The sequence below is a fragment of the Pseudoalteromonas sp. AS84 genome, assembly GCF_038900255.1.
Taxonomy (GTDB): domain Bacteria; phylum Pseudomonadota; class Gammaproteobacteria; order Enterobacterales; family Alteromonadaceae; genus Pseudoalteromonas.
This window is the reverse complement of the sequence record NZ_JBBMQY010000001.1, coordinates 35,307-57,749: the sequence shown is the minus strand read 5'-3', so window position 1 is coordinate 57,749 and position 22,443 is coordinate 35,307. Positions and strand designations below refer to the sequence as shown.

The window sequence follows — 22,443 nt, the reverse complement described above, 5'->3', positions numbered from 1 at the left end:
GGTTTTTTTATGTTTTTAATAAATTAACTACTTGAATTTTATGTAAATAACTTTGTCATCTTATGTTTATTAAAGTGTAACTGTAATGTCATATAGCTACCGTAAGGTAGGCGCTGCTGATAACTCAAGTGACCTTAAAGCATTACTTAATGTTTTAAGGTGACTTGAGTTTATTTAAAGCACTTAACAAAATAATTAAATACTTTAACGGAGTGAACAATGAAATTATCTGACTTATTTAAAGTTAGTTTGATTGCAACTGCAGTATCTTTAGCGGGTTGTGGTGGTGACTTAGTAGTATCTGAAGGCGACACAACAATAAATGAAGGCGACACAGTTACTAATGTTGTTGAAGGTGGCAGTGATACAGTAGATGAAACATCATCGCGTGATGATTCTCAAAATGGAACTACGGGTTTTCCTGCTGATATCGACAATGCACTTGTTCAAGGCTTAGCAACGGATGTCTCAAGTGAATTTCCAGCAATAACAGATAAACCAGTGTATCGCTTAAGTGCTGATACAACATTGATTGCTGATGTTTCATTAACTAATGATGCACATTGGATTGTGAGTGGTCGTACTGCTGTGGGTAATGACCGCGCAGATAGTACAACGCTTTATATTCAGCAAGGTACAACGATTATTGGTGAGTCAGGTGATGACTTTTTAGTTGTGCGTCGAGGTTCACAAATTGAATCAGTAGGCACTGCAAGCCAGCCAATTACGATGACATCAATTCAAGATGTTACGGGTAGCGAGACAGCAATTGGCCAATGGGGTGGTTTGGTATTACTTGGTAATGCACCTGCAAATTCATGTGGAGACCAACAAGGTGAAGCAACAGCTGACGAACTTGCTAACTGTGGTGTGTCAGCTGAAGGTGATGCAGGTCAGTTCGGTGGAAATATCAGTGATGATAATTCAGGTACTCTAAAATATGTACTTGTAAAGCAAGCAGGTAAAACGCTTGGTAATGGTGATGAGTTAAATGGTATTACATTTGCCGGTGTTGGCTCTGCAACTACAGTTGATTATATCCAGGTTCATGAAAACCTGGATGACGGTATCGAGTTTTTTGGTGGTACGGTTAATGTAAGTAATGTAGTGCTGACTAACATTGGTGATGATTCACTAGATTGGTCTTTTGGTTGGACGGGTTCGGCTACTAATGTTTACATTCAACAAGCCGCTAACGTAGGCGATAACGCTATTGAAGCGGATAACTCTGAGTTTGATTCAAGCGCCACGCCATTAACACTGCCTACTATTTCTAACGTAACAATCGTCGGTGCAGAAGGTAATAATGGTATTCGTCTACGCGCTGGTACTGCGGGCGCTCTTAAAAATGTATTTGTAACGGGTCCTGCTACTTACGAAAACTGTTTACGTGTAGGGTCTGATTCAGTTCCTCGCGCTGAAGATGGCACACTAACGATTGTAAACTCTATTGTGGCGTGTCAAACAACGGCAAATAATTTTGGTAGTGAAGTAATTAACGGTGGCGATGTACAATCTTGGTTTGAAGGACAAGATGGTAACCAAGTACTTACGCCGGCAGAGCTTATGCTTGCTGATGACGGTTACACGCCACTTGCTGGTTCACCGCTTATCGCAAATGGTCAAATTGGTGCTTTTGATGGTTCAACTAACTGGATAGAAGGTTGGACTGTCGGTATTAATGGCGGCTTCCCTACTGATATTGATAACGCACTTGCACAAGGTTTAGCATCAGATGTTTCTAGTGAATTTCCAGCAATTACAGATAAGCCAGTATACCGTTTAACTGAAGATACAACGTTCACAGCAGATGTAACGCTTACTAACGATGCACATTGGATTTTAAATGGTCGTACTGCAGTTGGTAATGACCGTGCAGATGCAACTATATTATATGTTCAAGCGGGTACAACGCTAATTGGTGAAACAGGTGATGACTTTTTAGTTGTACGTCGTGGTTCACAAATTAATGCCAATGGTAATGCAACTGCGCCAATCACTATGACATCTATTCAAGATGTAACAGGTGCTGAAACAACGATTGGTCAATGGGGCGGCTTAGTATTATTAGGTAATGCACCCGCTAACTCGTGTGGCGATCAAACCGGTGAAACGACAGCTGAAGAATTAGCTAACTGTGGTGTATCAGCTGAAGGTGACGCTGGTCAGTTTGGTGGTGATATTAGCGATGATAACTCAGGTGTTCTTCGTTATATTGTTGTTAAACATGCAGGTAAAACGCTGGGTAATGGCGATGAACTTAACGGTATTTCATTTGCAGGTGTTGGTTCACAAACGAAAGTTGAATACATTCAAATTCACCAAAACCTAGATGATGGTGTTGAGTTTTTTGGTGGCACAGTTAATGTTCGTAACATTGTACTAACTGATATTGGCGACGATGCATTCGATTGGTCATTTGGTTGGTCGGGTCGTGCACAAAATATCTATATTCAACAAAGTTCAGTTGAGGGTGATAACGCAATAGAAGCTGATAACTCAGAATTCGATTCAAATGCGACACCATTGACTAAACCACTTATTTCTAACGTAACAATTGTTGGTGCTGATGGTACTAACGGTGTTCGCTTACGTGCTGGTACTGCAGGTGTGCTACGAAATGTTGTTATAACGGGCCCTGAAGGTTACTCAAACTGTTTACGTGTAGGCTCAGACTCTGCTGCTAATGCAGAATCGGGTGAGTTGTCTATCGAAAACTCAGCTGTTGCATGTAGTGAAGACAATAACTTTGGTTCACAAGCAATTGGTAGTGGCAATGTGCAGTCTTGGTTTGAAGGTCAAACGGGTAACTTAACGCTTACGGCTTCAGCACTTAATTTAGCGACAGACGGCTTTACACCAAAATCGGGTTCACCTTTATTAGGTGCTGGTGGGGATTCATCAGAGCTTGACTCGTTCTTTACCAAAACAGATTACATCGGCGCATTCGATGGCGATAATAATTGGATGGATGGCTGGACAGTTGCTATTACACCAAGCTTTCCTGACGATATTGCTAATGCATTAGCACAAGGACTTGCAACAGATGTTTCTGCTAGCTTCCCTACAATTACAGATAAACCTGTATATCAATTAACCTCTGATGTTGTATTTACATCTGATGTAACACTGACTAACGATGCGCATTGGATTTTAAAAGGACGTACAGCCGTTGGTAATGACCGCGCTGACAACACAACACTTTATGTTCAGTTTGGTACAACGTTAATTGGTGAGTCGGGTGATGACTTCTTAGTTGTTCGCCGTGGTTCTAAAATTGAAGCGGTAGGCAGTGTAAATCAACCAATTACTATGACGTCAATCCAAGATATGACGGGCGGCGAAACTACGATTGGTCAATGGGGCGGTTTAGTATTATTGGGTAATGCACCTGCTAACTCATGTGGCGACCAAGAAGGCGAAGCTACCGCAGATGAACTTGCAAACTGTGGCGTGTCTGCTGAAGGTGACGCAGGCCAGTTCGGTGGTAATGACCCTGAGGATAATTCAGGTACGCTAAAGTATGTTGCAGTTAAACAAGCGGGTAAAACGCTCGGTAATGGCGATGAACTTAACGGTATTACACTTGCGGGTGTTGGTCGTCAGACTGAACTAGATTACATTCACGTTCATGAAAATCTAGACGATGGTGTTGAATTTTTTGGTGGTACTGCAAATATTAGTCACCTTGTTTTAACAAGCATAGGTGATGATTCACTTGATTGGTCATTCGGTTGGACGGGTAAAGCGCAATATGTCCTGATTAAACAATCAGACTCTGAGGGCGACAATGCAATTGAAGCTGATAACTCTGAGTTTGATTCAAGTGCAACGCCACTAACAATGCCAACTATCTCTAATGTAACAATTATTGGTAATGTGGGTGTAAATGGTATCCGCTTACGTGCAGGTACTGCGGGTATGCTTAAAAACGTAGTGGTTACAGGTGGTGCAGACTATTCAAACTGTTTACGAGTAGGCTCTGATTCAGCGCCGCGAGCAGAGGACGGTACATTAACTGTTACTCACTCAATTGTTGCGTGTGAAACCGCTAACAACTTTGGTACGCAAGCAATTGGTACAGGTAATGTTGAATCTTGGTTCTTAGGACAAACAGGCAATTCAGTTCAAGTAGCCGCTGACCTTGGGCTTGCAGATAATGGCTATATGCCAACTGCTGAGTCGTTATTACTTGGTAATGGCTTTGATTCATCAAGCTTAGATAGTTACTTTGATTCTGTAGATTACATTGGTGCGATGGATGCACAAACAGACTGGACAGCAGGTTGGGTAAAAGTAGGCCTTTAACCCAAACCACATTATAGCCGAGCGAAAGCTCGGCTAATGTCTTGTTTTGTTTCGGAGTATAAAAATGAAATCTTTTAAACCCTCTACACTTGTTTTATCAAAGTTAAACTACGCTGTAATGGCTGCGTTACTTGGTTTATCAGTAAATACAGCCACGGCTGCTGAGCAGCAAGTAGAAGAGCAAGAAATAGAAGAAGTTGTTGCTGTAGGGCAACGATTAAAGGGCAGTGCGGGTGCTGTACTGCAAGAACGTCAAAACCAAGCGTTTGTTGCTGATATTATGGGTGCAGACCAAATATCACGTACTGGTGATGGCGATGCTGCCTCTGCACTTCGTCGTGTTACTGGTTTAACGTTAGTCGATGGCAAATTTATTTATGTGCGTGGTTTAGGTGAACGCTATTCTAGTACTCAGCTAAATAGCATGTATGTACCAAGTCCTGATCCTACTCGCTCAGTGGTTCCTTTGGATTTATTTCCATCTGAAATTATTGAAAGCTTGAGTGTACAAAAGTCATTTTCACCGGATATGCCAGCGCATTTTGGTGGTGGTAATGTAAATATTCGCACTAAATCAATTCCTTCTGACTTTTTATTAAAAGTACAAGTGGGTACATCGTACAATACTTCTAATAGCGATACCGGTTACTTTTACAGTGGCGGTGATGATGACTGGATGGGTCGAGATGATGGTTCGCGAGCATTATCGGATGTGTTTACTACTGCGCTTACCAGTGATGCTGGTCTTGAGGGCAATATAAACACTACGTTAGCTGAGCGTAAAAACCTGATTCAATCGCTTGATTGGGATGTAGGTATTTCACAAAAGGATGTTGACCCGGCTATGAACTTCTCTATTGCCTTAGGTGATAGATTTGAAAGTGAGGTCGGTACTTTTGGTGTGCTTGCAGCCGTATCTTACGATAACGAGTGGGAAGTAGTTCAAGAGCAAAGCGGCTCAAGCCTTGGTAGCTTAGGCTGTGAAGACAAATGTTTTGCCCAGTATTACGATGGTACATCGACTGAGCAAAATGTACGTTGGAGCGGCACATTAAATTTAGGATATGAGTTAAATTCAAACCATAAGTTTGAGCTTACTAATATTGCACTTCATGACATGAGTGACCGCGTACGTAACCGCGATTACTTTGATGCAAATGAAACCGAAGAAGGTGTCACCGAATTACGCCGAGTAGATATTACGTACGAAGAGCGCGAAATGTTTTCGACTCAGCTTAAGGGGACGCACAACTTTGCAGAGCTAAATAATTTATTTTTTGATTGGTATGGCGGTTTAAGTCGAGCAAACCGTAATGCACCTGGTGGTTTAGATGTTGTTTATCAGCAAAACTTAGTTGATGGCGTGCTTGAATCTGAACAACTGCAAGATGTAGCTGCAACAAATATCACCCGTGAGTATCAAGTATTACACGACGATGTTGAAACATTTGGTTGGAATATGGGTATGCCTTTTTATGGTGACGGCTATGAGCTTGAGTTAAAAATAGGCGGCGATTTTTCAGAGAAAAAACGTGATGCAAGTAATGTGAAGTTTGGTATTACGCACCGTGGTATAAGCGATGAGTACTCGTTCGGTTCTAACGTAAGCGATATTTTTGCTGATGAAAACACGGCGAATGACGCTTTTTATGCAAGTGTAACTGGCTCAGGTATTTTTGATGACGGCACCACTGATGGTGATAAGTACAGTGCAGCGCATAAATTAGATGCTTATTATTTTATGGCGGATTACTTCTATCAAAACACTTGGCGTTTTACTGGTGGCGTTCGATGGGAAGATTTTTCGCAAGTATCAGTCGGTTATGAAACGCATACGAATTTCTTTGAAAATACGCTACAAGAAATCCAAGATGTAGCTATTAATGAAGATAACTTTTTTCCTTCTTTAGCTGTTACGTACATCATGGATGAAGAAATGCAATTTCGCTTAAATTTAAGTGAAACAACCATTCGCCCTGATCTACGTGATGTAAGCTCTTCTTTCTTTGTTGACCCGTTAACTGAGTTTCTGGTGAGAGGATCACCTAGTTTACAAAGTTCTAATTTAAAAAATGTAGATTTTAGGTTTGAATGGTATATGCCATCAGGTAATAACCTTTCTGTTGCATTGTTTTATAAAGACATTGAAAACCCAATTGAAATGGTTGAGCTTGCGGGCGTAGGTGGTGCATCTCCACAGTTATTAACAGCAAATGCTCAGTCGGGTAAATTGTCGGGTATTGAAGTTGATTTTTTAACTGACTTTGGCTTTATAAATAAAGATTGGTCTTCAGCATTTTTGTCAGGCAACGTTACGCTATCTGACTCAAGTGTTAATTTGGGGATTAATGATTCAGACGGTGTTGACTCACTGTTTGAAACACAGCTTAAAGAAGCCCTTGAGGCCGATACGGTATCGAATATTGTAACTAACAATGAGCGTCGTTTAGTTGGTCATTCTGAGTGGGTTGCAAACTTACAAATGGGCTATGACTCGGATGATGGATTTCATTCTACTTCATTAATTTATAATGTGTTTGGTCCTCGTATAATTGTACCTGGTACACGTGGTAATGAAGATGCAGAAGAAAAGTCCTTTCACTCAGTTGATCTAGTTTATTCTTACTTCCCTAACTTTAACTCTAAAGTTAATTTTAAGGTTAAGAATATGCTTGGCCAAGAAAAAGAAATTGAACAAGAAGGTCTTACCCTTTGGGGACAAGACACCGGCACTGAGTTTAGTTTAAGTTATAGCTATGAGTTTTAAGCTTTATTTAAAATAAAACTCAAGGAATGAAATAGTAAACTTCACTATCTATTAGCTCTGTATTTTAATACAGAGCTTTTTTGTGTTTATGCTCAGTATGAAAAATATTTAAGTTCTGTTTTATTCGCTAGTTTTAGCCGTCTACGAGTGTTAGTTTAGCGTTAATGAAAATTAAATCTCACGCAATGAATTTAATTTTTAATGTATTAAGGCATCTTTTATGAATCAAACAGTGGAACAAACAATGAAAAAAGTAGGATTAGTCGGTTGGCGTGGCATGGTTGGCTCTGTGTTATTAGAACGTATGCAGCAGCAAAGTGATTTTGCACTGATCGACACCACCTTTTTCACCACCTCACAAGCGGGTCAACTAGGCCCAGATATAGCAGGCGACGCAAAACCATTACTAGATGCAAGTGACATTAGCGAACTTGCTAAAATGGATATTATTGTTACTTGCCAAGGCGGCGATTACACCAATGCGGTATATCCAAAACTTCGAGAGTCGGGTTGGGATGGTTACTGGATTGATGCAGCTTCAGCTCTGCGTATGAGTGAGGACAGCATAATAGTGCTAGATCCTGTAAACAAAGACGTTATTGAACAAGGTTTAGCGCAAGGCGTAAAAACCTTTGTAGGCGGTAACTGTACTGTATCACTAATGCTACTTGCTTTAGGCGGCTTGTTTGAGCAAGACCTAATTGAATGGGTTAGCCCAATGACTTACCAAGCGGCGTCGGGCGCTGGTGCACGAAATATGAAAGAGCTTATTGCACAAATGGGCGCTATTCATGCAAGTGTTGCAGATAAACTAGATAACCCAAGCTCTGCTATTTTAGAAATTGATAAAATAGTAAGTGAAACAATGGCATCAAAAGGCTTACCACAAGACCAATTTGGTGTGCCACTTGCCGGTAGTTTAATTCCGTGGATTGACGTGCCTATGCCAAGCGGTCAATCTAAAGAAGAGTGGAAAGCACAGGTTGAAGCCAATAAAATTTTAGGTTCTTCTAAGCAACCCGTGCCAATTGATGGTTTATGTGTGCGTATTGGCGCTATGCGTTGTCATTCACAAGCAATGACCATTAAGTTACGTGAAGATATTAGCGTAGAAAAAATTGAAGAAATTTTAGCGTCTCATAATGAGTGGGTTAAGGTTATTCCGAACGAGCGCGAAATTAGCGCAACAGATTTAACGCCAGTTAAAGTAACAGGTACTTTGAGTATTCCTGTTGGCCGTATTCGTAAATTAGCGATGGGTCCTAAATACATTAGCGCATTTACAGTAGGCGATCAGCTTTTATGGGGCGCGGCAGAGCCACTTCGTCGTATGCTACGCATAATTGTTGATGATAAATAAATAAACAAATTTAGTTATTATTTTAAAAAGGGTTGGCAATTTGTCAGCCTTTTTTCGTTTTACTTGTTTATGTTATCTATTTTACAAAAGGGTCATTTAACTTTTAAATAAAGTAAGTTAGTTCGATTATTAGAATCATATATATGGATTTCTTCATTATCGTCCTCGCCCTTTTATTGATTTGTTTTTAGCTTTATAGGTATTTATTTCTATAATGGTTATAGGTTTATTTCAAAGTTGTAATTTTTAAATAAACTTGCTTTAAAAGCATACAGTTTAATAGGTTAATTGATACATACGAAGTAATACTAGATGAATATTTAGTGTTAAATCTTCGCAGAGCTATTTTTAATAATTTAATTTAAGTAAACTATCGTCCTTAAAATCGCTATTTAAGTAAAACTAATGACAATAAACACAAATAACTTTATTAACAAGCGCTTAGCTTCTGTTGGCTCATATTTTAGTTCTGCAATTATTATAAATACTATCGTGTCTTGTTTTGTTGTTTTTAGTGGTATAAACCACAGCCCTTCTCAGGGGAAGCTTAATTGGTTTTTTACGTTAACGTTTATATCGATACTGCGTATAGCAAACCATGTTTATGTTAGTAATAACAACAATATCAAATATCACCTCTATTTTTTTTGCGTACTGCTCACTGGTATTACATGGGCTACTTTTCCTATTTTATTTTTTGAACAAATGCCGATGCAAGAAAAGTTTGTATCTCTTGTTGTATTTAGCTCTCTTGCTGGTGGCGGCGTTAATGTATTAGCATCAGATATTCGCTCTTCCATATCCTACATAACGTGTTTGCTTGTCCCTTTTAGTATTTTATTGTTGTTACAGCCTATTAGTGATGAAAACATTTTAGGCGTTTTGGGCCTCGTGCTATGGTTTATTTTATGTTTTGTTACTGCAACGCGTACCGCAAAAGACGTAAAGTCATCAATTAATAACGAACTTAAGTTAGATGAATTTATTGAAAATCTAGAAAAAGAAGTGCAACTTCGTACAGAGCAAGTCATTCTTTTAGAACAAAAAGATAACCTCACTAAGTTATTTAACCGTGGTAGTTTTGTTTCTAATGTTGAACTCGATTTAGCCAATAAAAATAACGATCTAAAAGCCGTTTTGTTTTTAGACATGGATGATTTTAAAGTCATTAATGATAAATTTGGTCATGAGTTTGGCGATTTTGTACTTGCAGAAACCGGTCGTCGATTAGTTAATTCAGAGAAAAAGAATGATTTTATTGTGTGTCGATGGGGCGGAGATGAATTTATCTTTTATTCACGTAATCATACACAAAAAGAGTTATTTGAATGTGTTTACAGGTTAGTCGATATGCTGACGCAGCCTGTTATTATGGATAATTACCAAGTAAAACCTTCTTTTAAAGTTGGGTTGTATTTTACGCGAGAGGACTTTGATTTATCGCAAGCAATTAAATACGCTGATGTTGCTATGTATGAAGGTAAAAAAAGTCGTAATGAAATATCTGTATTTGACGAGCGAATGCATGAATCCCTTAAACGAGAAGAAGTGCTTCGTAGCTCAATTAAAGAGTGCGTAGAAAAAGGTGATTTTCATCTTTGTTATCAACCCATTGTTGATATAACCAAAAATGAAATTACCACGTTTGAAGTGCTGCTTCGATGGCAATTTAACGACGAATTTATTCCACCTTCAGAATTTATTGATATTGCAGAGCGATATGGAAAAATTAATTTATTAGGGGAATTTGTACTCGAACAAGCTATTGCGAGTTTAAGTAAGTTAAATGCAGTAAATAGTAATATTGGATTATCAATAAATGTGTCTGTATTGCAGCTTGAAAACCATAACTTTTTAGAACTCCTAGTCGGTTTACTAAATACGTACGCTGTTCAACCAAACAATGTTCATTTAGAAATAACTGAAACAGTAATGATCAAAAACTTACCGTATTTATCAAAAGTGATTACCGAGATAAAAAATACCGGTGTGCGTATTTCTATTGACGATTTTGGTACCGGGTTTTCTTCTATTTCAGTTTTAAAAGAGCTGTCAGTTGATTACATTAAAATAGATAAATCTTATATTGATAACATTTGTGAATGCTCAAAAGATAAAAGTATTGTATCTGCGGTAACTAACATGTCGCATATGATAGGTTGCCAAGTAATAGCGGAGGGCGTAGAAAGCCCAGCTCAGTTAACGTTATTACAAAGCTTACAAATTGATAAGTATCAAGGTTTCATATTCAGTAAACCAGTTAGATTTGCCGACGCGCTTAAACTTATTTGTTAGAGCGCTGACTTTTTTTCACAAAGTTTGTTTATGTAGGGATGCTCTAACAGTGCCGTGCGTTTTGGCTTAGCGTTTTCATCATGCTTTGTACATAATCCTGCTACTGAAAAATCAGTCGCTAAAGGTCAATACCCCTAGTAATAATGAACTTTTATTAACTTAATGTATTCACATGAGCCACCTGATTACGCCCTTCATTCTTGGCATGGTAGAGTGCTTTATCTGCTTCATTTATTGCACTCTCAATTGTCGTTTTATTACATTTAATATTTATTACGCCAAAACTTGCCGTTACATTAATTACTTTATCGTTAAAATGTATTGGGTAACTGGCCAGTGCACTTCTTAGTTTTTCGGGAAGATCTTTAGCTGTCGATTCGTCGTTTCTTGCTATTAATAAAGCAAATTCTTCGCCGCCAATGCGGCCAAATAAATCACATGGGTTTATGCAGTTTTGCATTATTTTTGCAGCTTCTACTAAAACTAAATCACCACCTGCATGTCCAAACTCATCGTTTATTTTTTTAAATTTATCTATATCCCAATAAATTAAGCTGACGTAGTTATAATTATTAAGTTTATCTTTTAGTTGCTCTTGGCTTTTATTATAGAATCCACGCCTATTTAAGCAGCCTGTAAGTTCGTCGCTCATTGCAAGATGGTTCATTTTTTCAGCTAAATCTGATGCCATCATAAATATTATGAATACGGCCATGCCTACATGTGCAGTAGGGACAGTAATAAAATTAATTAATGTATACAGCGCTATATATTCTTCATTTACTTGGCTGCCTTGCAGTAACGCTATGCTTGCTGCAACAAATAAAAGTAATCCACATAGCGTATAAGTAATACTAGCGCCTATTTCGGCAGGAAGTGATTTTTGTTTATGCCTGAAAATAATAACTGCATTGAGTACAAGTAAAATCACATCATAATACACATACAAGGACATAAATAAGCCAACATGCACATATATAGCTGTAAAATAATAGACAGCAGCAAGAGTAACTATTGCTGAGATAATTAAATAGCGAATTTTTATACCCGAGTTTACCCTAATGCAATGCCCCCACGTACCTAGCAGTACTGAACCTACAGAGAAGCTACTTCCTAACATCCAATATAATGTGTGTGAGTTAAATAATGGTTCTGCCAACATTGTTGCCCATTGGCATGCAGAGAATGCAAATGCGATTGTCCAAAGCATGGCATATTGCTTTTTACCTAACGTATACCACGACATTAAAAATATGACAGACCAAATAATACTGGTGAAAAAGAGGGTAACTAATATATAAAAAATAGGATTCATGTATTTTTATTCTTGTTTGCGTTAATTTTACTTTAGTAGATGAAAGCGGTTTATTCGACCTAACGCAGGTTATTAGTTAGCTAAATTGTAAATAGATATGTATGCAATCATTTCTTAAGTTGTGTATTTGAATAGTGGTATATCCCTTGCTGTAATAACTGTTGTTTAGAGCTTTAAGCTTATATGGCTTTGCTTTGTTTATAATTTTATTCCTAACAGGTATTTAAATTACAATTATTAGTAATTTTTACACGTTTATTTATTTGCTCAATTAAAGAATTCAGCTAGGGCTTATTTATTCTTCTAGGTTAAATTTGTAGCTGTACGTTTAGGTTTTAGGTAAAGCAGAGTTTATGTTGTGTGGCTATCTTCATAAGTGCTTTATAAAAATAAATATTAAACATACGCAGCCCTTTATATAGAAAAATTTAACCCTGAAAGGTCAAAAGGCCCTCGTTTTTAGTAAAGGAAATTACAATGCATTTTTCATCCAAAATATTTCACGACAAATACCTTAAAGGTGTAATAGCGCTGATTGTGTTACTTATACTAACGCGATTAGCCGCGCCTTATGTAGTTCAGCACTACGTAAATTATCAGCTAAAACACACACAAGGTGTTACGGGGCATGTTGGTGATGTAGATTTGTTTTTATATCGGGGTGCCTACGCGATTGACGACGTTGAAATTTACGCTGTTGATGCAACTTCAGCTCCTAAGCCTTTACTGAGTATTCAAACTCTCGATTTTTCACTCGCGTGGTCAGCTCTTTTAAAGGGCAATTTAGTAACAAACATGGCCTTTACGCGTCCTGAAATAGTTATTTACGATAAGGACCCCAATGCTTCTGAGCAAAATAAACAAGTAAAAGACGAAACTACCTGGGTAGGGCTCGCCAATAATTTAGTTCTGTTTTCTATTGATACCTTAACAATTGAGCAAGGCAAGTTAACTTTAGTTAACTCAACGAATAGTGGTGAAAAACCCACCTTTATATCAAATATCAACGCTCGAATTGAAAATATAACCAACGCGCAAAACCTATCAAAAACACTAGTGACTACTCTAAACGTAGAAGGTGCATTAATGGGGGAGGCCGCATTAAAGTTTGATGGCAAATTAGATCCCTTTAGCAAACAAGCCAATTTTGATTTTAACGCAGAGGTACAGCGTTTCTCTGTTAAAAACCTCGATACTGTATTTAAGGTATACACGCCTTTTGATATTGAAGCGGGTGGCATTGATGGTGCTATGGAACTTGTGGCTAAAGATAATAACTTAAATGGTTATGTAAAGGCGGGCGTTCAAAACTTGAGTGTGTTCTCGTGGCGCGAAGATATAGAAAAAGATGACGATGGAATATTTACGGCCATATTTGAAGGCAGTGTTGATTTACTGGGCTCTATACTCGAAAACGATGAGTCTAAACTTGTTGCTGCACGTATTCCTATAGAGGGGCAATTAGATAATACGGATGTTTCGACTTTTCAAGCTGTGATTTCGGTATTAGAAAACGCATTTTTTGATGCGTTTAAAATGAAAGTGGATAACGTTATTTCTTTTGAAGATACGGATGAAAAACCTGATAACGAGGAAAATTAAAGCTCTTTGGTAATTCTATTTCAATTAGATCTTTGAATTGCACCCACTTTTTAAACTTTAAGTGGGTGCTTTAGTACTCTTCTCAGATTAGTTTTTGCGGTTACTCAATAGTTCTTTAAGCTCAGCAATTTGGGATTGTAGTTCGTTTACTTGCCCTTGCGTTGCAGGTAATGAGCTGTCGTCTGCGAGCTCTTCTCGCGCTTTGCGGTGCTCCTCACTCATTACCTCTAAAATGGCACCTACCATCATATTTAAAAATACAAATGCGGTTAAAAATATAAACGTAAGGTAATAGATCCAGCTTAGTTCGTACACCGCCATTGTCTCGTACATTATATCGGTCCAATCTTCAAACGTTGCCACCCTAAACAGAGTAAGCATTGAGATTGAAACATCCTGCCAAAGTACGGGGTTTATTTCAGCAAACATCATGCTGCCCATTGCAGCGTATATATAAAAAATAACAAACATCAATAGGGCTATATAACCCATTTGTGGAATTGCTTTAAGCAATGAGTTAACCAATAAGCGCAGCTCTGGGATCATCGATACCAATCGCAGTACTCTAAATATGCGAAGTAATCGAGCAATTAACATAGTAGAGCCAGCAGCAGGATATAAACTGCCCAATACTATGATGGTGTCGAATATGTTCCATCCTTTAGAAAAAAAGTGTTTTATGCCTTTACTTGCAATAAAGCGGATTACTAGTTCAATTAAAAAGAATGCGGTAATGCCAACGTCCATCCAATTTAGAGCAAGCTCTACGGTAGGATGTAATGAGTAAGTGTGCGCACCTACTGTCAGGGCAGAAACAATAATTACAGCTATAACAAATGATTGAAATATCTTGCTTTTGTCTATACGCTGAAACAACTTTTGTAACTGCGACATCATAGAAATAGATCCTTTGAAAATTAAGATTTTATGGCGCTAATATACAATAATATTGTAATAATTTAACGCTTTTTCGATATAGAAAGTGTAAGGAAATTTAATGTTTATCAATAGACTAAAAAGTAGCGCATTACTTATTGTTGGATTATGTGTTTTAGCTGGTTGCAGCTCTGATGCGCGTTTTCATGAATTGCAGTCGGCGCGCCTTGATGAGTGTAACTATAAAGCTGACAAAGAATATTACGAATGCTTAGATAAACAAGATTCTAACTACGAAGAGTTTAAAAAACAGCAACAAGCAGAAACTAAATAAGTAACCTTTATATTATGACTAAAACTCAAAAGCAGCGCGATAAGCACATTAGACTAGCACTTACTAATGCATGCGAAGCAATAAAAGAAAGCGTAATTGGTTTTGATTATCTAACGCATACCATTGATTTAAATAATGAGGCCAATACGTTAAAAGTACAATGCTATTTTAATGATGATATAACCCTTGAAAGTGCAAAACCTCAACTTAACGAATTAACAAATATAATACTCAAAGAGCTTACGAGTATTAAGTTGAACGCAAAACCAGCACAGATTTCATTTTCCGCCAATTAACAGAGCTTTTGTTGGTTTGATAGCACATGGACGTTATAATTAGATAAATTATTTTTAGGGTTTAAATTATGGCTGTTCCTACGCGTTCGCAAATTTCACCAGGTACCACAGTAAATATTGTATTAAAAGAAGATCAACGCAGCGGCACATTAACTGAGGGTGTTGTTGAGCGTCTTTTAACAAAATCACCCAATCACCCACACGGTATTAAAGTACGTTTAGAAGATGGTCAAGTTGGCCGAGTAAAAGAGATTTTATAATGGCAGCGTTAACAGAACAGGCTTTTTGGGAATTAGTAACAACGCCTGATTTAGGGCTCGATCCGCAAAGTGTGAGCGATAACCTAAAAACTAAACTTAATGATTTAAGCGATCAACACCTTATTGATTTTGACAAGCATTTTGGCATACATATGCGCAAGTGTTTTACCTGGGATTTGTTTGGTGCCGCTTTTGTAATGGCGGGATGTAACGACGATTACGGTTTTAGCGAATTTAGATGTTGGTTAATTTCTCGTGGTAAAACAGTATTCGAAAACGCTTTAGAAAATGCTGATTCGTTAGCGCAGTGTACACCTGTTTATTACTTAAACGAACAGCCTTATCCGTACATTGATGAGTATGATTTAATAGCCGGTTTATTATTTGAAGAGCGTAGCGAAGACGAATTACCGTTTATCCCATCTGGCAGTGATGAACCTAAAGGTAAACGTTTTAAAGACAAACCTAAGTTTTTAAAACAAAGCTACCCACAGTTATTTCAAAAATATTGGCAGTAATTTAGCCCTTTCCTTGTGCCAGGGTGGTTGTATTTTGAGTATACCACCTTGGCTTTTAGCTTCACATTTGTTCACAATGGTACCCATTTATTCATTTTTTCGAATGACTCTATGTTAATAAATATGTTATATTTCCGTGTTTTTAAATGAATAAGCACTGAATAATAACAATATACGACATAGGAATGTTATGTATAAAACACTCTCATCAGGATTGATTGCGTTTTGCTTTATAAACTCGCTCAGTTCACATGCGGCGGTTTCGCAGCGTGTTAATAAATCATCCGCATCAGAAATTAACTCGCTTTTAAATCATAATGTAGCATTAGCTAGCAAAGCATCTGCAGGTTCTTACTTTATAGAAGTAGAACCTTCTGTTTCTGCTAAGCAAACTAGTTTATCAAAAAAAATGCAGCAGCATTTTGCCGGTGTGCCTATTTGGGGCCAGCAAATTACAGTCCAGTCTAGCAATCAACATATTAGTGGCTTTTTTGCTAAAAATATTAGCCTCAAATCTTTAAACAACACAGCTAATAGCCAGTTTGACGAATACTCTGCTGTTAATGCACTTTTAATTAAAGCTAAGCTTGTTGATTCAACCTCTTACAAAGTAATCAATAACCAACGTTATATTTATATTGATAACGGAGCAGCACATTTTGTTCGCTTAATTGAGTTAGATGTCACTGAAAATGGCGTTGAAAAAAAACCAATAGGCTTGGTAAGCGAATCTGATTACCGTGTATTTAAGCAGTGGGATAATATTCACAGTGCGCATGGCACGGGCCCTGGTGGTAATACAAAAATAGGCCAGTACGAATACAGTACTGACGCCGAAGCGCTGGATATAACACAGCGTGATGGGATGTGTTTTTTAGAAAACGATAAAGTTAAAACTGTTACGATGGAGTCTGGCTTTGAGCCAAGTGAAGCGTACTCTTTTGCCTGTGATCGCAATACACATAAAGAGGTAAATGGGGCATTTTCTCCTTTAAATGATGCGCATGCATTTGGTACGGCTGTATTTGATATGTATCAACAGTGGTACAACACGGCGCCACTTACTTTCCAATTATTAATGCGTGTCCACAGCGGTAACAATTGGGAAAATGCCACATGGAATGGTCAGGCGATGACTTTTGGTGATGGTGCCGATAATTTTTATCCTTTGGTATCCCTTGATATTGTTTCTCATGAAGTCAGCCATGGTTTTACCAGTCAAAATTCTAATTTAATATATTCAGAACAATCGGGTGGTATTAACGAGTCTTTCTCTGATATGGCTGGTGAAACAGCTGAATATTTCTTACGTGGAGAGACTGATTGGCTATCTGGCGCTGATATTTCTAAAATAGACCCTGCACTTCGTTACTTTGAAACTCCGTCACTAGATGGATTTTCAATTGACAGAGCGAGCGATTATTACTCAGGCATGGATGTTCATTTTAGTAGCGGTGTTTTTAATCGCGCTTTCTTTTTACTTTCTAATGCCATTGGATGGGATGCTAAAAAAGCGTTTGAAATAATGCTTTTTGCTAATCAAAATTATTGGGTTAACTCTAGTGACTTTATTGATGGTGCATGTGGTGCTATAAACTCTGCTATTGACCTAAGATATAGTGCAAACGATGTAATCTCAGCATTCAATGAAGTAGGTGTTACCTGCGATAACATTCAGTTTATAGATGCTGATACTGATTTAATGGATGATAACTGGGAACTACTTTACGGATTAGACCCAAGCGATGCCGCTGATGCTGCACTTGATTTAGACCAAGATGGTTTAACTAATCTTGAGGAGTACACAGCTAATACTCTACCGAATTCAGCAGATACCGACTCAGATGATTTATCAGACTACGATGAAATAAATGTATATCTTACTGAGCCTAATAATGCAGACTCTGACTCTGACCGCATACCTGATGGCTGGGAAGTCTTATTTTCATTAAACCCACTTGATGCAGCTGATGCTCAGCTTGACTTAGACTCAGACTCTTGGACTAATGTGACCGAGTTCTTTGGTAATAGTGACCCTTCAGACGCAAGCTCTGAGCCGAGTGTTTTTCCTGAAACAACCTTTAACTTCGATGATGCAGCGGTTCCTGATTTACTTATTTCGTCAAATTCACAGACGCCTTGGATTACAACTCAATTTAATGATGATTCAGGCTTTGTTTTAACTAACAACGATATTACCGATAATCAATCAACCAGCGTTGAGTTTAGCTTTTTAAGTGCCGATCAGCATTATGTAAACTTTAACTACGCATTAGACACAGAAGGTGGTTTTGACTATTTTACTGTTTACATAAATGGTTCAGTTGTTTTAAATGAATCTGGTTTTAGCGAGTGGAAAAGTGCTTCTTTTCCTGTTGGTGCCGGACTTAATACAGTTAAGCTTACCTATACTAAAGATGCATCTTTCTCAACGCCTGCAGATGCTATATATATAGATAATTTGTATATTGGTCCTAATTTTCCTGATACAGATAACGACGGTATGTCTGATTCTTGGGAATTACTGCACAACCTCGATATGACTAACAGTGAAGATGCATCACTTGATGCTGACAACGATGGCTTATCTAATCTTTTAGAGTTTTTAAATGCCGGCTTACCAAACAACTCAGACACCGATGGCGATACTATCCCTGATGGCTGGGAGTATAATAATAGTTTAGATTTAACCAACTCTTCAGATGCATTGGAAGATGCGGACAGTGATGGCTTTTCAAACTTGACAGAGTACTTGGCAAATACTGACCCGCAGTCAGATACTTCTTTCCCTGTTGCTTTAAATCTTACGACCTCTTTTGAAGGCTCTGCACTACCTAGTTGGATGGTTGAAGCAGAAGGTTCTAATGCTCCTTGGTTTATTACAGACGACTTTTCGACTGACGGTGTGCAAAGTATTCGTTCAGGCATTATCAACGACTCACAGTTTAGTGGTTTTACTGTAGCAGGTTTATTTGAAGAAGGTGTATTAGCATTCGATTATAAAATTGAATCAGAATTTTGCTGTGACTTCTTAATTATTATTATTGATGGACAACCAGTTTTTGACCATGCTGACCGACGTAATTCAAATACCTCAGAAGCAGCGTCTATTGTGCTTAACATAAGCGAAGGGCTTCATAATATTGAATTTAAATATTATAAAGACGGTTCTGTGTCATCGGGTGCAGATACTGTATGGCTTGATAACTTTGCTTTATTTTCTCAATCTGATTTAACAGATACAGACAATGACCAACTTCCTGATTACTGGGAATTAGTTAATGGATTAAATCGCCTTGACGCAAGTGATGCAGCCTCCGATGCTGATACTGATGGGCTTACGGCGTTTGAAGAATTTAACCTAGGAACAAACCCAAATTCATCAGATTCAGATGGTGATGAACTCAGTGATGGATATGAAGTAAGTAATGATCTTTTACCATTAGATGCTACAGATGCTAATTTAGATTATGATGCGGATGGTTATACAAATATTCAGGAGTTTTACTCTCAAAGTCTAGCGAACGATGCTACATCATTAGTGCAATCTTTCACGCAATTAAATGAAAGCTTTGAAGATGGTCTTCTTCCAACTAAGTTTACTGAGCTAGCCGTTAACGGTTGGGTTTGGCAAGCTAACACCGATTGGTTTACAGAGGGTAATGCAAGTCTTAGTTCACAATTAACGCCTATTAGTAATGTGGGTGGTTTTGTTATTGCGGGACTATTTGAAGCCGGTTTTATTAATTTAGACTATTTGGTTTATAACTCTTCAGCGTTACAAATAAGCTTAAATGGTAGCCTTGTAGAGGTAAATCATAGTAACCAGTCTCGTTTATTATTACCGATTGAAAATGGTTATAACATCATCAAAGTTAAATATGAGGACGCATACCTTCAGCAGCAACCGTTATCTGTTGATAATATAACTTGGAGCGCTGAAATTGACATTACTAGTGACTATGATTTGGACGGTATCCCTGATTTTTGGGAAGCCGAGTATGGTTTAAATGCGTTAGATGCCTATGATGCTAATTATGATGCCGACTATGATGGTTTAAGTAACCTACAAGAGTATCAACTTTCGGGTAACCCGCTTAGCACTGATTCTGATGGCGATGGCGTTCAAGACAGTGAAGATAGCCACCCAGGTGATGCAAGTCGCGGTGAAAATAGTCCGCCTGAGTTTGTATCAAGCCTTGAGCCAATTACGGTTGAAGCGAATTCACAAAATACTGATATTACCCGTCTATATACTCCACAGGCGACTGATAATGGTCATTTAGAGCCTCAAGTATATTCTAGTTCAGGGTCTTACTTTCCACTAGGTGAGCACCAAATCACATGGACTGCACGAGATAATGTTGGTAACGAAACATCGGCTATTCAAACAGTTACATTAGTTGATACAACGCCTCCAGTTTTACAGCAGTATCGTTTTGAAGTTTTTGGTAATACGCTAGTAGCGATACAAAATGCAATTATTGATAGTAGAGTTGTTTTTGACGACGTGTCAGGGATAGCGCTTATTGAAATAGAAGATAGCTTTGTATTTAGAACGGGTAATGTGCCAATTCCTGTTTCTGCTGTTGATGGTGCAGGTAACCGCGTATCGGGTGAAGTAACAGCGATGATCTATCCTGAAGTTAGTCTTCAACCTATTACGCATGTATACCAAAATGGTAATGTACTTGTTGACATATTTATCAGTGGCCCTAATCCATATGATTACACCGGTTTTTCTTTAAAAGCTAATAATAGTACGCAGTATATTAGAGCTGAACAGCATGGACCTATTAAGGTTGAGTTAGCGCGCGAGTTTTTAGTAAATGCTACAAATATAAGTGTTGTACCTAATCGCAATGCTTTTATAGGCAAAAATGATAACAGCCAGCTAGTGTACTTAAGTGAAGTTGCACAGGCGGAGTTTATTACTGATTTTTATCAAAATGGTAAGGCGGTCAATAAAACTATTCAGCGTTCTATAACTGACTTTAATGCCACAATTCAGTTAGTAAATTTACCTAGTACAAGTAGTGATGTATCACTTGAGCTTATTGGCCCCTCAGAAGTTGATTTTTACATTTATAAAACAGCTCCTTCACAGTGGGATGTTTCATTTAGTGCTATTCTTTCCCAGCAAACCAATAATATAGACTTAACATTACGTGTAAAACAAGGTGATGAATTACTAGCAACTAAGCAAACTAGTTTACGTGTTGTTGATAGCGTTATATTTGATGATCCTGAGTTAGATACTGATGGCGACGGTATACCTGATATTGAAGAAGGGGTAGGTGATAGTGATAAAGATGGTATTGCTGATTACCTAGATAGCTCATCTATTATTAGTACAGCTATTTTAGCATCAGGAGATAGTGCTCACAGTATTGATGAATTTAATCACTTAGCTGTAGGTAGCATCAAAGAAGCACTAGCAGCGGGTTATATTGCTGATATGTCTGTTTCTGAACAGGCACTTAGCACTTACTTCTCAGGTTTAGCCATTATAGAGCCTCACTTTCAAGCTAAAAGTGATGTAATCAACCTTCATGTTACGCTTTCTAATTCATCAAGTACCGCAGAAATTGCGCTGCCTGAACACGTGAATTCAATTTTAAGCTCTGACATGCAAGTAAGATTATTAACCGCCTCAGGTTGGCAGTCAGCCCCTATATTGTCAGGCAATGTGTATGAGCAAGCGTGCTCACGCTGTTTTAGCTTTGCAATTACAGACGGTAGTTCATTTGACCTTGACGGAGAGGTTAACGGGGTTATTGAAATAGTTGCAAAACTGGCGCAAGAAAGCCTAAATCAGGCGCCTGTATTAAATGTGGATATGCCAGTAACGATAGAAGAGCTTGCTACTATTGAGCTTGACGCGTCTGCTTCTACTGACCCAGATGGAGATACGTTATCTTACGAGTGGCGTGTTGATCATCCTCAGTTATCTATTGCAGCTGAAGATACACAAGGTAAAGCCGTGCTTAGCGTTGGTGAGTTTGAACAAACTGTTGATGCAAATGTTACTTTGGTAATATCTGATGGGTATGAGCAGTTTACTGAAGTATTTATAGTTACTTTTTTACATGTAAATCAATTGCCGAGTGTAGAGCTAAGTACATCTTCTGTTTCGGTTGAAGAAGCTAAGCAAGTTACTGTTACGGCCTCTGCAAGTGATAAAGAGTCATCCGAGCTTACGTTTAAGTGGGTTCAAACAATGGGAATTGAAGTTGCTATTGATGATGTTGACTCTAACACCCTTAAGTTTACAGCGCCGAGTGTTTCTCAAACTACAGAGTTAGGCTTTAAACTTGTTGTATCAGATGGTGAAGGTGAGACTGAGCAAAGTTTAACTGTTACCGTTACTAATGCAGCAAGTACAGCTTCTTCAAGTAGTGAGGATAGTAGTGGCGGTGGTGGCTCATTAGCTTTCATGTTATTACTTTTAACATGTGCTGTAGTTTACAGACGAGCACTTATTTTTAAGTAGCGCTAACGATTAAATATAT

General features: G+C 38.1%; 12 protein-coding genes. 10 read left to right on the top strand and 2 right to left on the bottom strand.

The window, feature by feature from the left end; all coding sequences use genetic code 11:
* Positions 1 to 219: 219 nt before the first annotated feature.
* The 4 genes from WNY79_RS00195 to WNY79_RS00180 all read left to right on the top strand — a co-directional run bounded on the left by WNY79_RS00195 (position 220) and on the right by WNY79_RS00180 (position 10,730).
* Entirely contained in the window at positions 220 to 4,308 is a 4,089-nt protein-coding gene (locus tag WNY79_RS00195) for a hypothetical protein (RefSeq protein ID WP_342874775.1), read from the top strand.
* Positions 4,309 to 4,372: 64 nt separating this feature from the next.
* On the top strand, positions 4,373 to 7,075 hold the full coding sequence (locus WNY79_RS00190) for a TonB-dependent receptor (protein ID WP_342874774.1): 2,703 nt from the start codon (positions 4,373 to 4,375) through the stop codon (positions 7,073 to 7,075).
* A 220-nt stretch (positions 7,076 to 7,295) separates the two neighbouring features.
* Positions 7,296 to 8,435, top strand: coding sequence for an aspartate-semialdehyde dehydrogenase (gene asd, locus WNY79_RS00185; RefSeq protein WP_342874773.1), 1,140 nt, complete (start codon positions 7,296 to 7,298; stop codon positions 8,433 to 8,435).
* Positions 8,436 to 8,840: 405 nt separating this feature from the next.
* On the top strand, positions 8,841 to 10,730 hold the full coding sequence (locus tag WNY79_RS00180; RefSeq protein WP_342874772.1) for a bifunctional diguanylate cyclase/phosphodiesterase: 1,890 nt from the start codon (positions 8,841 to 8,843) through the stop codon (positions 10,728 to 10,730).
* Positions 10,731 to 10,884: 154 nt separating this feature from the next.
* Here WNY79_RS00180 and WNY79_RS00175 read toward each other — a convergent pair whose 3' ends face one another.
* A complete protein-coding gene (locus tag WNY79_RS00175) occupies positions 10,885 to 12,045 on the bottom strand; it encodes a GGDEF domain-containing protein (protein ID WP_076924674.1) in 1,161 nt (386 codons plus the stop codon).
* Positions 12,046 to 12,522: 477 nt separating this feature from the next.
* Between WNY79_RS00175 and WNY79_RS00170 the strand changes: the two genes are divergently transcribed.
* A complete protein-coding gene (locus WNY79_RS00170; protein ID WP_342874771.1) occupies positions 12,523 to 13,647 on the top strand; it encodes a DUF748 domain-containing protein in 1,125 nt (374 codons plus the stop codon).
* An 87-nt stretch (positions 13,648 to 13,734) separates the two neighbouring features.
* Here the strand turns inward: WNY79_RS00170 and WNY79_RS00165 are convergent, their stop codons facing one another.
* Positions 13,735 to 14,544, bottom strand: coding sequence for an ion transporter (locus WNY79_RS00165; RefSeq protein ID WP_007583228.1), 810 nt, complete (start codon positions 14,542 to 14,544; stop codon positions 13,735 to 13,737).
* Positions 14,545 to 14,644: 100 nt separating this feature from the next.
* Here WNY79_RS00165 and WNY79_RS00160 point away from each other — a divergent pair, with 100 nt between their 5' ends.
* From WNY79_RS00160 to WNY79_RS00140, 5 genes are all read left to right on the top strand, one after another.
* Positions 14,645 to 14,857, top strand: a complete 213-nt coding sequence (locus WNY79_RS00160; RefSeq protein WP_342874770.1) for a hypothetical protein — start codon at positions 14,645 to 14,647, stop codon at positions 14,855 to 14,857.
* Positions 14,858 to 14,871: 14 nt separating this feature from the next.
* Entirely contained in the window at positions 14,872 to 15,153 is a 282-nt protein-coding gene (locus tag WNY79_RS00155; protein WP_294119930.1) for a hypothetical protein, read from the top strand.
* A 68-nt stretch (positions 15,154 to 15,221) separates the two neighbouring features.
* Positions 15,222 to 15,413: a YwbE family protein gene (locus WNY79_RS00150; RefSeq protein ID WP_007583223.1), complete on the top strand. Its 192-nt coding sequence runs from the start codon at positions 15,222 to 15,224 to the stop codon at positions 15,411 to 15,413.
* The gene (locus tag WNY79_RS00145) at positions 15,413 to 15,931 is read left to right on the top strand and encodes a DUF4240 domain-containing protein (protein WP_342874769.1); all 519 of its coding nucleotides are present in this window, start codon (positions 15,413 to 15,415) and stop codon (positions 15,929 to 15,931) included. Before WNY79_RS00150 ends, WNY79_RS00145 begins: the two co-directional genes overlap by 1 nt.
* Before the next feature lie 190 nt (positions 15,932 to 16,121).
* The gene (locus WNY79_RS00140) at positions 16,122 to 22,424 is read left to right on the top strand and encodes a M4 family metallopeptidase (protein ID WP_342874768.1); all 6,303 of its coding nucleotides are present in this window, start codon (positions 16,122 to 16,124) and stop codon (positions 22,422 to 22,424) included.
* Positions 22,425 to 22,443 lie beyond the last annotated feature (19 nt).

Excerpts from the sequence above, each read along its gene's own strand:
- WNY79_RS00190 (WP_342874774.1), top strand. The coding sequence starts at position 4,373 with ATGAAATCTTTTAAACCCTCTACACTTGTTTTATCAAAGTTAAACTAC.
- asd (WP_342874773.1), top strand. The coding sequence starts at position 7,296 with ATGAATCAAACAGTGGAACAAACAATGAAAAAAGTAGGATTAGTCGGT.
- WNY79_RS00140 (WP_342874768.1), top strand. The coding sequence starts at position 16,122 with ATGTATAAAACACTCTCATCAGGATTGATTGCGTTTTGCTTTATAAAC.
- WNY79_RS00160 (WP_342874770.1), top strand. The coding sequence starts at position 14,645 with ATGTTTATCAATAGACTAAAAAGTAGCGCATTACTTATTGTTGGATTA.
- WNY79_RS00195 (WP_342874775.1), top strand. The coding sequence starts at position 220 with ATGAAATTATCTGACTTATTTAAAGTTAGTTTGATTGCAACTGCAGTA.
- WNY79_RS00145 (WP_342874769.1), top strand. The coding sequence starts at position 15,413 with ATGGCAGCGTTAACAGAACAGGCTTTTTGGGAATTAGTAACAACGCCT.
- WNY79_RS00170 (WP_342874771.1), top strand. The coding sequence starts at position 12,523 with ATGCATTTTTCATCCAAAATATTTCACGACAAATACCTTAAAGGTGTA.
- WNY79_RS00155 (WP_294119930.1), top strand. The coding sequence starts at position 14,872 with ATGACTAAAACTCAAAAGCAGCGCGATAAGCACATTAGACTAGCACTT.
- WNY79_RS00165 (WP_007583228.1), bottom strand. The coding sequence starts at position 14,544 with ATGATGTCGCAGTTACAAAAGTTGTTTCAGCGTATAGACAAAAGCAAG.
- WNY79_RS00175 (WP_076924674.1), bottom strand. The coding sequence starts at position 12,045 with ATGAATCCTATTTTTTATATATTAGTTACCCTCTTTTTCACCAGTATT.
- WNY79_RS00150 (WP_007583223.1), top strand. The coding sequence starts at position 15,222 with ATGGCTGTTCCTACGCGTTCGCAAATTTCACCAGGTACCACAGTAAAT.
- WNY79_RS00180 (WP_342874772.1), top strand. The coding sequence starts at position 8,841 with ATGACAATAAACACAAATAACTTTATTAACAAGCGCTTAGCTTCTGTT.